The 14,464-nt window shown below is 65.5% G+C and carries 12 protein-coding genes; 3 read left to right on the top strand and 9 right to left on the bottom strand.

Translation table 11 applies throughout. The features are described from left to right. Nucleotides 1–173 precede the first annotated feature (173 nt). Nucleotides 174–1,478: an MFS transporter gene (locus AC1AZA_RS02515; RefSeq protein ID WP_476513180.1), complete on the bottom strand. Its 1,305-nt coding sequence runs from the start codon at nucleotides 1,476–1,478 to the stop codon at nucleotides 174–176. 319 nt (nucleotides 1,479–1,797) lie between these two features. On the opposite strand from AC1AZA_RS02515, the gene AC1AZA_RS02510 reads away from it, so the two are divergent. From AC1AZA_RS02510 to AC1AZA_RS02500, 3 genes are all read left to right on the top strand, one after another. Beyond that, nucleotides 1,798–2,721 (top strand): acyl-CoA thioesterase, encoded by a 924-nt coding sequence (locus AC1AZA_RS02510; RefSeq protein ID WP_476513179.1) that lies wholly within the window; start codon nucleotides 1,798–1,800, stop codon nucleotides 2,719–2,721. 385 nt (nucleotides 2,722–3,106) lie between these two features. Further along, on the top strand, nucleotides 3,107–4,363 hold the full coding sequence (locus AC1AZA_RS02505) for an AAA family ATPase (protein ID WP_476513178.1): 1,257 nt from the start codon (nucleotides 3,107–3,109) through the stop codon (nucleotides 4,361–4,363). Next, complete coding sequence (locus AC1AZA_RS02500; RefSeq protein ID WP_476513177.1) at nucleotides 4,353–4,922, top strand: hypothetical protein; 570 nt, start codon at nucleotides 4,353–4,355, stop codon at nucleotides 4,920–4,922. The genes AC1AZA_RS02505 and AC1AZA_RS02500 overlap by 11 nt, the downstream gene beginning before the upstream one ends. Before the next feature lie 53 nt (nucleotides 4,923–4,975). Here AC1AZA_RS02500 and AC1AZA_RS02495 read toward each other — a convergent pair whose 3' ends face one another. The 8 genes from AC1AZA_RS02495 to AC1AZA_RS02460 all read right to left on the bottom strand — a co-directional run bounded on the left by AC1AZA_RS02495 (nucleotide 4,976) and on the right by AC1AZA_RS02460 (nucleotide 14,130). Then, a complete protein-coding gene (locus AC1AZA_RS02495) occupies nucleotides 4,976–5,536 on the bottom strand; it encodes a DUF3180 domain-containing protein (protein WP_476513176.1) in 561 nt (186 codons plus the stop codon). Next, the gene (locus AC1AZA_RS02490) at nucleotides 5,533–6,261 is read right to left on the bottom strand and encodes a 2-amino-4-hydroxy-6-hydroxymethyldihydropteridine diphosphokinase (protein WP_476513175.1); all 729 of its coding nucleotides are present in this window, start codon (nucleotides 6,259–6,261) and stop codon (nucleotides 5,533–5,535) included. The genes AC1AZA_RS02495 and AC1AZA_RS02490 overlap by 4 nt, the downstream gene beginning before the upstream one ends. Continuing rightward, nucleotides 6,258–8,351, bottom strand: a complete 2,094-nt coding sequence (ftsH, locus tag AC1AZA_RS02485) for an ATP-dependent zinc metalloprotease FtsH (RefSeq protein ID WP_476513174.1) — start codon at nucleotides 8,349–8,351, stop codon at nucleotides 6,258–6,260. Before ftsH ends, AC1AZA_RS02490 begins: the two co-directional genes overlap by 4 nt. Continuing rightward, nucleotides 8,348–8,911 carry a hypoxanthine phosphoribosyltransferase gene (gene hpt, locus AC1AZA_RS02480; protein ID WP_476513173.1) on the bottom strand — a complete coding sequence of 188 codons (564 nt, stop codon included), beginning with the start codon at nucleotides 8,909–8,911 and terminating at the stop codon, nucleotides 8,348–8,350. The genes ftsH and hpt overlap by 4 nt, the downstream gene beginning before the upstream one ends. Then, a complete protein-coding gene (gene tilS / locus AC1AZA_RS02475) occupies nucleotides 8,898–10,022 on the bottom strand; it encodes a tRNA lysidine(34) synthetase TilS (protein WP_476513172.1) in 1,125 nt (374 codons plus the stop codon). The genes hpt and tilS overlap by 14 nt, the downstream gene beginning before the upstream one ends. Nucleotides 10,023–10,037: 15 nt before the next feature. Continuing rightward, nucleotides 10,038–11,474 carry a D-alanyl-D-alanine carboxypeptidase/D-alanyl-D-alanine endopeptidase gene (gene dacB, locus AC1AZA_RS02470; protein ID WP_476513171.1) on the bottom strand — a complete coding sequence of 479 codons (1,437 nt, stop codon included), beginning with the start codon at nucleotides 11,472–11,474 and terminating at the stop codon, nucleotides 10,038–10,040. An 80-nt stretch (nucleotides 11,475–11,554) separates the two neighbouring features. After that, on the bottom strand, nucleotides 11,555–13,267 hold the full coding sequence (locus tag AC1AZA_RS02465) for an ABC transporter permease (RefSeq protein ID WP_476513170.1): 1,713 nt from the start codon (nucleotides 13,265–13,267) through the stop codon (nucleotides 11,555–11,557). Then, the gene (locus AC1AZA_RS02460) at nucleotides 13,264–14,130 is read right to left on the bottom strand and encodes an ABC transporter ATP-binding protein (protein WP_476513169.1); all 867 of its coding nucleotides are present in this window, start codon (nucleotides 14,128–14,130) and stop codon (nucleotides 13,264–13,266) included. The genes AC1AZA_RS02465 and AC1AZA_RS02460 overlap by 4 nt, the downstream gene beginning before the upstream one ends. Nucleotides 14,131–14,464 lie beyond the last annotated feature (334 nt).

The following is a 14,464-nucleotide window of genomic DNA, read 5'->3' as shown; positions in this document are numbered from 1 at the left end:
GTTCGAGGGGCTTCCTGCGCGGCCGGCGCATTGCAGGGACGGTTGACGGAATGACTGTCGGGAATGGTCATGGTGTTCCTCCTTGGAACAAGGTTTCATTGATTGCTATGACGCCGACAAGCGTTAGTTTAACGTTGTACTAGTGCGGACACGCCGCAACGGGCGCAACGGCGCTACTTGACCTTCCTGATGAGGAAGAACAGGCAGGCACCGGCGAGCGAGATGAGGAACGACGCCGGGAACACCGCACGGTAGGTGCCGAACAGCGTGATGATGCCACCGGCTATGGCCGTGCCGATGATCTGCGAGAGGGTGTTCGCGAAGTTGATGATGCCGAGGTCCTTGCCGGCCGTATCCTTGTTGGGCAGCACGGCGAGGTTGAGGGCGCCGTCGATCGAGTTGTACACGCCGTTGGCCACGCCGGAGATGACGCCGAATGCGTACATGGCCCATGCATACGGGAAGAAGTACGGGAACACCGCGGCGATGCCGATGAAGATCACGGAGATGGCGACCGGGGCCTTGAGACGGCCGAAGCGGTCCGCCAACGGACCGGCGATGACGCCGAAGATGATGCCGGTGATCAGGGAGATGGTGGTCATGGTGGTCATGGCCACCTTGGTGGACGGCATGTCGAGGTGGATGTAGTCGGTGAAGATGTACAGCTGGTACAGGCCCACGCAGGTGCCGCCGATCACCATGAGCAACTTGCCTCCGAGCGCCAGATAGTAGTCGCGGGCGCCGTGGATGGGCAGGAAGAAGTGGCTGAGCAGGGAACCGGCGTCGAAGTTCATGCGGGGTTCGTCGAGATTGGACTTTTCGTGCATCAGGAGCACATGGGCGAGTCCGAGCACCAGCGAGATGCCGGTCAGCACGTACATGCCGAGCTGCGGACGATCGAGGAACTGGGAGGCGATGATGGTGATGACCTGGCAGCAGGTCCAGCCGACGCCCCAGCACATGGAGGCGGTGCCGCGCCAACGCGGCGCTATGCGGTCGGACTGCTGGGCCACCATGGACGCCGCCACGGCGTTCTCCGCGATGGCCACGAGCACCCAGCAGCCGATGATTACGGAGATGCTGGTCACATTGGCGATGACGAGGAACAGCACGGCCTGAATGAGCAGTCCGCCCACGATGTACGGTTTGCGCTTGCCCCAACGGGTGCGCGTCACGTCGGAGAGCGCACCGAACACGAAATTGGCAATGAGGCCGGCGAGCGACACGAACGACGACAGCAGAGCGACCGCGGCCACCTTGCCGGCCGGATCGATGTTGCTGAAGATCTGCGGCGTCAGGACGTTGCGGCCGGCGCCGACGGGCCCCATCCAGGTGAGGGGCCCCAGAAACAGGCCAACGCACAGAATGTAGGGCAGCTTGGGCTGCTGGGCGTTGGAAACGCTGGACTTGGATTCCGCACCGATCACCTCGTCGGCCTCCAACTCATCCGCCTCGACGGACGCGTTCTGTTCGGTCATGCTCTTCCTCCTTGGGAACGATATGGTTAACGTTAACCCAACGAGAAAAGATAGCACAGAAAAATACACAAAAGCCGACATAATCGATAAAACCCGCAAATATGAGCCAGATCACGTCTTTCCGTAGCAAATCAAGGCAACGCGGACGCGAGGCGGACAAGCCGCGGGGAACTCGTCGGGAAGCATTCCGCCCGCATCGCTCACGAACTCGTTACACGGCGCTTACCGTTCTTTACGCACGCTCGCTAGACTGCAATGCAGGGCATAACAGCAAGACAACGACAACCGAACACACAATCCAAGAATCGAGGCTTGCACCATGGCGCAGACGACGACCGTCACTCCGCTGGAACATCTGGTGGGCGTGCTGGAGCTCGGAGAACCTTCCCAGTACCGCAATCACACCTACATCAACGGGGAGAGCCTGTATTTTCCCACCGGTCGCGTGTACGGCGGTCAGGTGATCGCCCAGAGCGTCATCGCCGCAGCGAAGACCGTGCCGTCCGGTCGTCTGCCCCATTCCATCCACGGCTACTTCATCGCCGCCGGGGACATCCATCAGGACGTGCTCTTCGACGTGGAGAACCTGCGCGACGGCCGGTCCTTCTCCGCCCGCCGCGTGAACGCCACGCAGTCGGAGGGCCCCATCCTCACGGCCATCGCCAGCTTCCAGACCAGGGGACAGACCGGCGTGGAGTTCGCCGACCCCATGCCCGAGGACGTGCCGGCTCCGGAGACGCTGACCAGCGCGAAGGAACTCATGACCCCGTTCGCGGACAAGTCGCCGTTCGCCAAGTACTACGCCAAGCAGTCGCCGTTCGACATCCGCCACGTCACGTCCACGGTGATGCTGGGTTCCGACAAGACGTCCTCCGCCGATCCGCAGCACCGTTCCGGCAGGCAGATGGTGTGGATGCGCACGGACGGCACGGTGGACGTTTCGCAGACCATGAACCGCGCGATCCTGGCACTGGGCTGCGACCAGATCATGATGGAGCCGATCGTGCGCCGCTCGGGCCTGAGCTTCATGACGCCCGGCATCTCCTACGCCACCATCGACCACTCCATGTGGTGGTACCGGGATATTGACGTGAGCGAATGGCATCTCTACGTGCAGGACACGCCCACCGCCGCGCACGGGCGCGGACTGGCCACCGCGAAGGTCTACTCGCGCGACGGACAGCTGGTTGCCGCCATGGCCCAGGAGGCCATGATCCGCGTACCCAACCCGCCGAAGGAGTAAGCAAAGGAGTCTCGCCAGTTTGCGCGGTGAGGGCGCAAGAGGCAATCCCCCAGACCGAGGTCCCAATTGGACATGAAGGAGGCGTTCGCCCGCCAACGTTCCTTCCGCCAAGACGCAACCGGAAGAATGTTCCATCCCGTGCCCAGCGCAACGCCGGCAGTCTTCGGCGGGAATGGAACGTGGGGATGTCGGAAGGATTCCGCTCCATCGGCGCGGACGAGCCATTCCCCGTCCGCAGCCTTCGACTAGGCGACCGCTTTCTCCGTCTTCCCGCCAATGGTGAGGCCATTATTGACCACGTTGACGCATAAAGCCGCGTCCGCCCTTTCCTGTATGCTATAACCAGAAAATCTGGTTATAGCATACAGGAAAGGGCGGGAATGTCGTGCATCTGCTGAAGTTCGCGATCGATGGGCTCGACTTATATCGCAACCAGTCCGTCATCATGGACCTGTATGCCGCCGACCGCGTCGCCGCGCAGGCCGTCACCGTTCATCGGTTCGGCAGCATGGGCGCCGGCATCTGTTCCCAAACCGTTCTGGGCATTGCCGGCCTTAACGCATCCGGCAAGACCACCACCTTGCGCGCACTGAACTTCGCACTGGACATTGTGCGCGGAAATCCTCTGGATGCGGACCATCTCGTATACGGTCCGCTTGTCGCCCTGATGCGCGGACCAGTGACCATACGAGTCATTTTCTCCCATGAAGACGACTGGTATCTTCTGGAATCCACTCTCCGCACAACACGTGCCAAAACCGGACAAGGGGACGGCGATCCGTATGAATCCGGCATTGCACTGCATTTCACCGAGGAGCAACTCTGGCGACATGCCAACAAACCGGTCCAGAAAAAGGAACTGACGAGCTTCCAAGCATTCAAGGCGCAATGCACGGAAATCCTGACCCGCGGCATCGGAGGCGACCATGAACTCGCGCCGGAGGCCAAACGCTACATCCCCGCCGCCACTTCCATTACCTCCGGCCTCTATACCGATCAGGAAAATGCAACGCCGGTGATGAACTACATCGATTCTTTCCGCTTGCCCGTTACCGCGCCCTCCGTCGCTCCGGACATTGTGCACACTTTCGACAGCAGCGTAGAGAAGCTGATCGTAGACGGTGACGGCAAAGTGCACCTCAAATTCGTCGACGACGACTGCGAACGCATCCTAGGCCAGTTCGAAGCCGTACAGATGCTGTCCGCAGGTACTATACGCGGCAGCCGTATCGTCAACGCTACCGTTGGAGTGCTTCGCGAGGGCGGATACTTCCTCGTCGATGAGATCGAAAACAGCCTGAACAAGAAGCTCGTGGAGACCATCATGGACCTTTTCGCTTCCCCGGTGACCAATCCTAAAGGCGCGACACTGGTGTTCACTACGCATTATCCGGAACTACTTGATCATCTCGAGCGCAAGGACTGCATCTACTTCACCGTCCGGGATGAAAACCGACGCATACGGCTCATAAAGTATTCCGACGGGCTTGCACAGGCGGCTCCCAAGAAGGCGCGCGTGGAATCCAAGAAGAGCGAGATCTTCTTCTCCAACCTCGTCAAAGGCACCGCGCCAAAGGCCAAGGACGTGACGGCCATGCGCCAATACATCAAGTCCATAGCGGGAGATTCCGATGCTCGATGACGCTTCCCAAGCGACATTGCAAAACGCTCGCGTGCTCTTCGTCTGCGAAGGGTCATGCGAGCGCGTCATCATCGAAACGCTGCTGGCCGCCGACAAACTGATCATTGACGAATCAGCCGCGATCCGGGACACCATCACCGACAGGCCGACGACGAACTGTCGGACGGCCAAAACCATCCAAAACGTATTCCTCGGCCTCGATTACGAGCAACCCGTGGCCATCGTCCGTATTCTCGATTCACGCAAGGAACGTTTTCGTCTCTCGTACCCTTATAGCGAGAGCGTTCCCGTATTCAGCTGCTATACGACACCCGAAATCGAAATGCTGGCCATCATCAAGGAAGGTCAGCTCGACCGTTATGGCAAACACGCAAAGAACACCGTCAAACCCAGCGACTTCTGCAAGAAGGAGCTTGGCCTGTCACGCATCAAGAACGAGGCCTTTCTGCAACGCTATTGGGCGGACGCCGACGAATTGTGCGGATGCCTGATCGAATACCGGCGCGTACACAGGACTGAGAAGAAAGACGAACTCGTCATTGCCGACCTGCTGAAGTAGTGCGATCTGCCCGACATCAACGAAACAGGCTCCCCGTCCGGGGAGCCTGATGCTTATTTGCGCACGGGCCGGGAGGCGGAAGCGACCGACTCGGCGGACGCGGAAGCCGGCGACGCGGCGGCCAGCTTCCTCTGCCGCTCGGCCGCCTTGGCCTTGGGGTGTTCCGGCCCCTCGTTCGGTGGCAGCTGGCAGAACCACTCCCCCACGATGCCCACCGCCAGATCGGCGAGGCACACCACGGCGCTCACGCCGCATTCCACCATCGCGTTGGCGTAGAACGGCGCATCGGCGTGGCCCAGACTCACCAGAATCTGCCCCACATACCAGCCGAGTAGGGCGGCCGCGGCGAGTCCCAGCGCCTTAGAGAGCACCAGCGCGTACACGGAGACGGCCGGATTGAGGTACTTGCGCTTGCCCTTGACGTACTGGCGCACCTGCCAGGCCATGGCGAACACCGTCACGCCCAGAATGCCCAGCACGATCGGCACGATCCACGGGGCGCCGATCACCGCCACGTCACTGGCCGCGCCGACGAGTGCCACTGCGCCACCGCAGACGAGGCCCAACACGATGCCGACGGCGTAATGCCACCACGGCGTGCGGCGGGCGCTCATACGCCTCCCCCGAGGATCCACTTGTCGGTCAGGGCGCCCACGCGCGGCGCATCATTGGCCATGGCGAGCAGGAAGGAGACCGGCTCCTTGCCGATGTGCGCATCCTCGTCGAGGTCGAGCAGCGGGGCAAGCACGGCGGCACGCTGCATGGCGGACGGCCATGGGATGGTAAGTGACGGGTCGTCGCTGGTGACGCCCTCGTAGTCCACGATGTCCAGATCGAGCCGGCCGTCATGTGCGCTTTCGATCGTCTCGAGCGTGCTGAGCAGCGCCTTGGCGCCGATTCTGGAGCTGACGGTCACCACGGCGGTGAACGCATCCGGACCGTCGAAGTTGGTGACGCTGTACAGCGGCGAAATGCCGGTGATCTCCAGGCCGGGCACCCCGTCGAGCGTCACCACGGTCTCGCGGAACATGGATTCGGCGTCCTGCTCGGTGCTTTCCATCGAAATGATGGCCTTGCGCGGCGCGGCCGAAGCCTGCGCGGCGTCGGCCGAGGCGTCCGCAGACTGTGCTCCGGACGCCGCCCGATCCGCCGCCGCGCCGCCGTCCGTCACGAGTTCCACGTCCGCGTTCGCCACGAGCACGGCGTACCCGTCGCTCCCGTGCACGATCACGTCCACGTGCGTGCCTGAGGCCAGTCTTGCGGCAAGGGCCGCGGGCACGGTCAGCGTGACCCGTGCGCGCAGCCCTTCGTTGGTTTCCCCCGCCATCGGCGCACTCACCGGTTGGAGGCCGGAGCGTTGCCGGCGGCCGGCGTGCCGGTGCCGATGCCGGCGGAGCGCTTGAGATCGTCCGGAATCGGCACGGGCGGCTGATCGGAGTCGGGACGGCGATCGTTGGACAGCCAGGTCTCGCGCACCGGAGCCTTCTTGAGGTTCGCGAAGATGGCTTCGAGCTCCTTCTCGTTGAGGGTCTCCTTGACGAGCAGCTGGCGGACCAGCTCGTCGAGCACGTCGCGGTTCTCGTTGATGATGTTCCATGCCTCGGTGTGCGCGGTCTCCACGAGCTTCAACACTTCCTCGTCGATGATCTCGGCGGTGCGGTCGGAGTACTTGCGCGGGGCGAGGCCGTCCATCACCGTGGTCTGGTCATCGTCGTCGGCCCACTTGATGGCGCCGAGCTTGTTGGAGAAGCCGTACTCCACGACCATCGTGCGGGCGATCTTGGTGGCCTTCTCGATGTCGTTGGAGGCACCGGTGGTCGGGTCGTGGAACACGATCTCCTCGGCGGTACGCCCGCCCATGGCGTAGGCCATCTGGTCGAGAAGTTCGTTGCGCGACTGCGAGTAGCGGTCGGACGTGGGCATAACGGCCGTGTAGCCGAGCGCACGTCCGCGCGGCAGGATGGTGACCTTGGTTACCGGGTCGGTGTTGTGCAGCGCGGCGGCGACGAGCGCGTGGCCGCCCTCGTGGTACGCGGTGTTGCGCAGCTCCTCCAGGGCCATGCCCTTGGACTTGCGGCGCGGACCGGCCTGCACGCGGTCGATGGCCTCGTCGATGGCGCGGTTGTCGATGAGCTGCGCACCGGCGCGGGCGCACAGCAGCGCAGCCTCGTTGAGCACGTTGGCCAGGTCGGCGCCGGTGAAGCCCGGCGTGCGGACGGCCACGGTGTGCAGGTCCACGTCCGGCACGAACGGCTTGCCCTTGGCGTGCACCTTGAGAATTGCCTCGCGGCCCTCGAGGTCCGGAGCGGCCACGCCCACCTGACGGTCGAAACGTCCCGGTCGCAGCAGGGCCGGATCGAGCACGTCGGGGCGGTTGGTGGCGGCGATGATGATGAGGTTGGTGTCGTTGTCGAAGCCATCCATCTCCACGAGCAGCTGGTTGAGGGTCTGCTCGCGCTCGTCGTGGCCACCGCCCATGCCGGAACCGCGTTTGCGGCCGACGGCATCGATCTCGTCGATGAAGATGATGGCCGGGGCGTTCTTCTTCGCCTCGTCGAACAGGTCACGCACGCGGGAGGCGCCCAGACCCACGAACATCTCCACGAAGTCGGAGCCGGCCATGGCGTAGAACGGCACGCCCGCCTCGCCGGCGATGGCTCGCGCGAGGAGCGTCTTGCCGGTTCCGGGAGGACCGTACAGCAGCACGCCGCGCGGGATGCGCGCGCCGAGAGCCTTGTACTTGGCCGGATCCTTGAGGAAGTCCTTGATCTCCTCGACCTCCTGCAGCGCCTCGTCCTCGCCGGCCACGTCCGCGAACTTGGTCTTGGGCGTCTGGCCTTCGAGCAGCTTGCCGTTGTTCTTCTTGCCGCCGATGCCGAACATGCCGGACGCGCCCTGCATGCGGCTCATGAGGAACCAGAACAGGCCGAAGAAGATGATGAACGGCAGGATGGAGGTCACCAGATAGCTCAGCATGCTGGTCTGCTGCATGTTGGACGTCCAGCCCTTGGTGAGGTTGGCGTCCTGAATGACCTGCGAGATCTGCTGCCCCTGCGCGAACGTGTAGTAGAACTGCACGTCCTTTCCGTAGTTCTTCACGCGCTTGGTGTCCGGATCCGTCTTGGTGAAGTCGCTCTTGAGCTCGAGCCGCACCTTCTGCGTGTTGTCGGTGATCTGCGCGTAGGTGGCCTGCCCGTTCTGGATGAGCGCCAGACCGTCCTTGGTGTCGATGGTCTGGGTGCCGCTCATCTGGAACATGGAGAATGCGCTCATGGCGAGCAGCACCACCACCACGACCCACAGCCACGGCGACTGCCAGAACGGCTTCTTGCCCTGCGCGTTGTTGTCCCCGTTGCCCCCACGGTTCGGATTGGCGAACGGATTGCCATTGTTCGGGCCGTTGTTGCCCGGCCCCTGCGGGAAGCTCATGCCTCATCTCCTTGGTATACGCTCGGCTTCAACACGGCGATGGAATCGAGGTTGCGATACCGCTCGTCGTAGTCCAGTCCGAATCCGACGACGAACTCGTCGGGGATCTCGAATCCCTTGTACTTCACATCCACGTCCACTTCGCGCCTCGCCGGCTTCTCCAGCAGGGCGAAGATCTCCACGGAGGCGGCTCCGCGGCGCTTGAGCTCGTCGACCAGCCAGGCCAGCGTGCGCCCGGAGTCGATGATGTCCTCCGCAATGAGGACGTGCCGCCCGGCCACGTCCGTCGACAGGTCCTGACGCACGGTGACGACCCCGCTCGACGTGGTGCCGGAACCGTAGCTCGACAGGCTCATGAAATCCATCTGCACGGGAATGCTCAGCGCCTGCGTGAACGCCACCACCGTGTTCACGGCACCCTTGAGCACGGCGACGACCAGCGGGTTCTTGTCCCGGTAGTCCTCGCTCACCCGCGCGGCGACCTCGCGGATCTTGGCTTCGATCCTCTCGCGCGAGACCAGTTCGTGGTCAATGTCCTCTTGTATGTCAGCGATTCGCATGCCGTCTATCTTTGCACACTTCAATGACGTGACCCTTGCGAATTGCTGTGCATTGGCTGGGAAGCGCGAGCGGACGCTGCCCGTGCCAATCGACGATCAGGCGGTCGATCGCCTCGACGTGCACGGCCGCCACGGGCACGCCGGCCATCCTGAGCGCCCGCACGATCACGCGCCTGCGCAGGGCCGGATGCTCACCGGCGAGCAGATCGGCGTCGAGGCGCACCGAAGTGGGGTCACGGCCATCGTCCGCCGTCACCGCCCGTGCGGCAAGGCACTCGGCCGCCCGGTCCAGATAGTCGGCGTCGATCCGAGCACTTGCGGCACCGGCGGCAAGCGACGCGGCAGGGTTGCGTCCATAGCAGCGGGCCATGGCAGGCAGCAGATCGTGCCGGATCCGCGAGCGCAGCGGGTAGGAGCCGTCCAGCTCGACATCGGCGTCCGCGCCGTCGCCGTTGGTCGGGTCGTCCCACCATCGCAGGTTCAGCTCACGGCAGACAGCCGTGGTCTGCGCGCGCGTAACGTTCAGCCACGGGCGTACAAAACGCAGTCCCGTCGTCTGCGAACCCGCCGCATGCCGCACGGTGACGGCCGGCATGCCCGTGATAGCATCCAGTCCCCCGCTGCGGGCGAGCCCGATGAGCACGGTTTCCGCCTGATCGTCCAGCGTATGGGCCAGCAGCACCGCGCATGCACCGCAGTCGGCCGCGATGCCGACCAGCGCGTCATACCGGGCGTCGCGCGCCGCGGCCTCCAGACCCTCCCGGCACGTGCCGTCCACGTTCACGCGCCGCACAGTCACAGGATCCAGCCCGAGCGCGCGGCAACGCTCAGCCGCGGCACGGGCCACGTCGGCGGACCCGTCCTGCAGCCCGTGGTCCACGATCGCCGCCCCGCAGCGCAGTCCCAGCATGCCGCACACGGTGTGCGCCACCGCCGCCAGCGCCATGGAATCGCGGCCTCCCGAGCATGCCACGAGCACGAGAGGGGCGTCCGGGGCGGGCTCGTGGATGCCATGCTCGGCAAAGCGTGCCGACTGCCGGCGCAGCCCGTTGGACTCGAGCGCGGCCCGCACGGCCCCGATCGCCGTGCGCAGTGACGCCGAATACGGCATTGCAGTCCCTTCCCCCTACAGCTTCACGAGCCCGGAGACCAGCGTGTCGATCGCCGCGTTGGCCGCGTACGTGTCCGGCGAATTGTTCACGATCACCGCAAAGTACAGCATGCCGCCGCCCACGCGTGACAGGTTGCCGACCATGGAACGCACGCCCGTCAGGCTGCCGGTCTTGAGGCGTACCAGTCCCTTGGCGTCCGCGGTGAACGAACGGGTGCGTGCCGTGCCGGTCAGGCCGCTTACGGGCAGGCCCTCGTTCGCGGCTGCGGACGTGCCGGACGCCATGATCGCCTCCTGCACGTGGATCAGCGTGTCCGCGGCGAGCCTCGAGCCGGGAGCGAGGCCCGAGCAGTCCGCCATGACGAGTCCCTCGAGCGGGATGCCGGCCTGTTCGAGCACGCCGCGCACCGCCGCGGTGGCACCCGTCGGCGCATTGTCCGCCCCGGTCTTGAGGGCCACGAGCCGACCGAAGAGTTCGGCCTCGGTGTTGTCCGAATTGCGCAGCATGTACGCCATCACCTCGCTCAGCGTGGCGGAATGCACGGTGGCGATCGGCGACACGTTCGCCGGCGCGGCCGCAGCGGTCGGCTCCCCGTCCACGGCGATGCCGTGTTCCTTCAGGCGCTGTGCAAACACAGCGGCGGCATCATGCGCGGTGGATGTGGACAGCGGCGGGTAGACGTGCTCCTCGTCCGGGTTGGACGGCTTGGCGTATCCGGCCCAGTTGCGGCCGCCGTCCACGGCCATGGACGACACGTCCGTGGCATAGCGGTGTTCGCCGTTGTTCTCACCGATGCCCGCAGGCGTGCGGTTCGTACCGAACAGCGTATCGTCGTAGTTGAGGCTCACGCGCGTGATGCCCCGCGATTGCAGGGCGTCGGCGGTCTGCGCGGCGAGCGTACCGAGCCCGGCCCGTCCGTTGACGTGGTCCGGATCGGATTCGCCCGAGCCGAGCAGCATGTTGCCTTCGCCGGTGAGCGTGAGCGTGGCCTGCTTCGTACCGGCGTCGTAGACGAGCACGGTGGAGGTGTCGAGCGTGGAGTCCATGTCCAGTACGCGAGTGGCGGCGAAGGCGGTCAGCGTCTTCATGGTGGAGGCGGGTTCGCGGGCCACGGAGGCGTTGCGGTCCACGATCACGTTACCGGACCGGTCAGCCACGACGAGCGAGTAATCGACGCCCACACCCTGGGCCGCAGCGAACGCGTCGGCGAGCGCATTGGCCGCGCCCGAATCCACGGGGGTGCCGTCCTCCAGGGCCGCCACGAATCCTCCGGAGGCATATGAACCACGCGGATCGGCAAACGTGCGGACCGTCACGGGATGGACGGTGAGCGGCCCCGGAATCACGTCCAGCAGGTCGCCCGCGATGGCTCCCGCACACAGGGCGACCGTCACGCCCACGCTCACGCCGACCGCAATCGGCCGGCTGCGATTGATCCGCCGTGCGCTCACCGGCTATCATCTCCCCGTCAACTGTCCTGGGCGGCCATCCTTCGGGACGCCCCGTGCGGGCGGTCCGTGATCCGGCCCGGCTACTGCTGCAGGCTGGCGAACTCGTCCAACGTGTGGAGCACGCTCAGCGAGCGCACCTCCAACAGCTTACCGCCCAGCCATGTCCCGAGCGCCAGCATGCCGATACCGTTGGCCAGCGCCACGATCCAGATCAGCCCGTACAGGTTCGTCTCGAACCCGCCTGCCAAGGCGATGACCAGCGCCGCAACGCCCGTGGGCAGCATGAGCAGCGGCGTGACGAGCATCTGCACGAACGGGAAGAATCCCTGCGCCACAGCACGCCCCGGAGGCGAGGAGAACGGCTTGTCCACCGGCGGCACCGGGTACATGAGCAGCACGGACAGCACCTCGGCGGCCCCCAGACCGCAGAACGCCAGCCCCCACGCGAGTCCGATGAACACGCGCCCCATGCGGAAGGCCTCCGCATCCCGCCAGTCGCCGGTGAACGCGAAAATGCCCACGGCCAGCACCGCGATGTACACCGCGGCGATCGTGGCCAGTAGACGCACGCGGCCCAGACGGTCGTCCACGCCCCTCACGCCGCAGATCACCTCCATGGCGTAGCCCCGGCCGTCATAGGCGAGACCGTTGCCTTCCGCGATGAACATGAACCAGCCGCCCATCACCAGTCCGCCCCAGATGGTCACCGTGTCCCCACGCGACTGCACGGCCATGAGCGCCACGAGAATGACCGGCATGGCGAACAGCAGGGACTGGCGGGGATCGCGCTTGAGGTATGTGAACAGGCGGGCGGCGATGGCGCCGGAGACCGAGTCTGCGGTATGGCCGAACGCGCCGAGTCCCTTGACGGTGACGGCGGCCGAGGATGCGCCCGTGGTCAGGCGGTCGTGGCGCAGGCAGGCGGTGGTGCCCATGAAGCACAGCACGACGGTTGCGGCGATGACCGCCAGACGGCCCGCGAACGCACCCCACGCGCCGAGCAGGGCATCGAACGGCAGTTGGAAGGCAGCGCCGAAGGGCGTCCATGCGAAGATGCGCGCGGCCGGGAGAAACACGGACAGGTCGAAGGATGCGGTGGCATGCATGCCGAACGCCGCCTCATGGGCAGCGGCATCCCCGGAGGTGCCGGCCATCAGACCCGGCACCTGACAGATGAGCACGAATCCGAGGACGACGATGACGTAGAACGCGTTCCTGCCGCGCGTGGAACGCACGAGCGACGTGGCTGCGGCGATCACCAGCTTGGACAGGCTCATCATCACGAGCACGGCGAGGGGCGCGGCCACGATCTGCGCCGCCACGGCCGCCGCACCGAACGGACGGTAGGCGAGCGCCCACAGCAGCAGCGACAGGAAGCCGCAGATCGCCGGCGTGCCGGTCAGGCCCGCCACGAGCAGTCCCAGACTCAGCGCGCGGTCGGGCACGCCGTACAGCGCGAACCGGCCCGGACTCAGCGTGGACCCCTGACCCAGGTACAGCACCTGCACCATGATCACCGCGACCGTCAGGAAGCTGCCGGCCAGAACCATCACCGCACCGAACTCGGCCGCATGGGCCGCGCTGTCCGGCTTCGGCGCGGAGCCGATCATCCAGCCCGTCACGCCCGCCCACGCAACCACGGCCAACGCCATGACGCCGCCGACCACGTAGCCCACGGTCTGCCCGGCGGACCTGCGCATCGCGGCGAAGGTGAGCGCCCAGCGCAGGCGGACGATGACGGCGACGGAGCGGAGCGTCTCGCCCTTCGCCCCCGCATCCGTTGCGGCGCTCATCGGGCCGGCTCCGCGTCCGGGCCGGGCTGCGCCGACGCATCCGGCTGCGTTGCCCCGCCGTTGAGCCAGGCGATGTGGGCCGCCTCATGCCGGCCGCCCACCAGTTCGAGGAACCGGTCCTCCAGCTCCTCGCCGGCCGCCACCTGCTCGACCGTGCCGGCCGCGCGCACCTGGCCGCCGTTGACGATCGCCACGTGCGTGCACATCTTCTCCACCAGCGCCATGACGTGCGAGGAGATGATCACCGTGCCGCCGGTGGCGACGTACTCGACCAGAATGTCCCTGAGGTTCGCACTGGAGACCGGATCCACGGCCTCGAACGGCTCGTCGAGCACCAGGATGCGCGGGCTGTGGATCATGGCGGAGGCCAGGCAGATCTTCTTGGTCATGCCGGCCGAATAGTCGGAGACCATCGTGCCGGCGGCGCCCGAAAGATCGAACGCGGCGAGCAGGTCGTTCGCGCGGCGGACCGTCTCGTCGCGCCTCATGCCACGCAGCATGCCGGCGTACACGAGCAGCTGCAGGCCGGTGAGGCGGTCGAAGATCTGATCGCCCTGCGGCATCACGCCGATCGCGCGCTTGGCACGGTTCACGTCGCTCCACACGTCATGGCCGAGGATCATCGCAGTGCCGGCGTCGGGGCGCAGCAGACCGGTCACCATGTTGAGCGTGGTGGTCTTGCCCGCGCCGTTGGGCCCCACGATCCCATAGAAGGAGCCGACCGGAATGTCCAGCGCGAGGCCGTCGACCGCCACCTTGCGGCCGAACGTCTTGACGAGTCCGCGGATGGACACCGCCGCGGCCGGATCGGGAGGGACGGCCGGGACGGATGGCACCGGCTGCGCGCCGAATGCCGGGGGCATGCCAGATTGATCGACAGATGGCGCCGAAGTGTTGTATGTCATGGTCCTAGCCTAGCGCAGGGGAACGGGTTGCACGAACGTTCCGGGCGCGCCCTGCCGCACCGGCCGCACCGAACCTGCCAATCCGAAACGGATGCGATTCGAGACACAAACCACCCCGTCCGTGTCTCACATCGCCACCAATTCCGGCAACCGGCGGTGTCTCGCCCATTACCATGTTTGGTAGGCCCTGATGGTCGGGGCCGGGTCGCCGGTTCCGGTATGACTCTCTCGCCCTGTCGTTGATGATCCGGGGGGTGTTGTCGCCGGGAACGGGGACGTTCGCAGACCGCTG

It is taken from the genome of Bifidobacterium sp. LH_389 (assembly GCF_056357235.1).
Note: the sequence above shows the minus strand (reverse complement) of the source record. Positions and strands in the feature narration are given on the sequence as shown.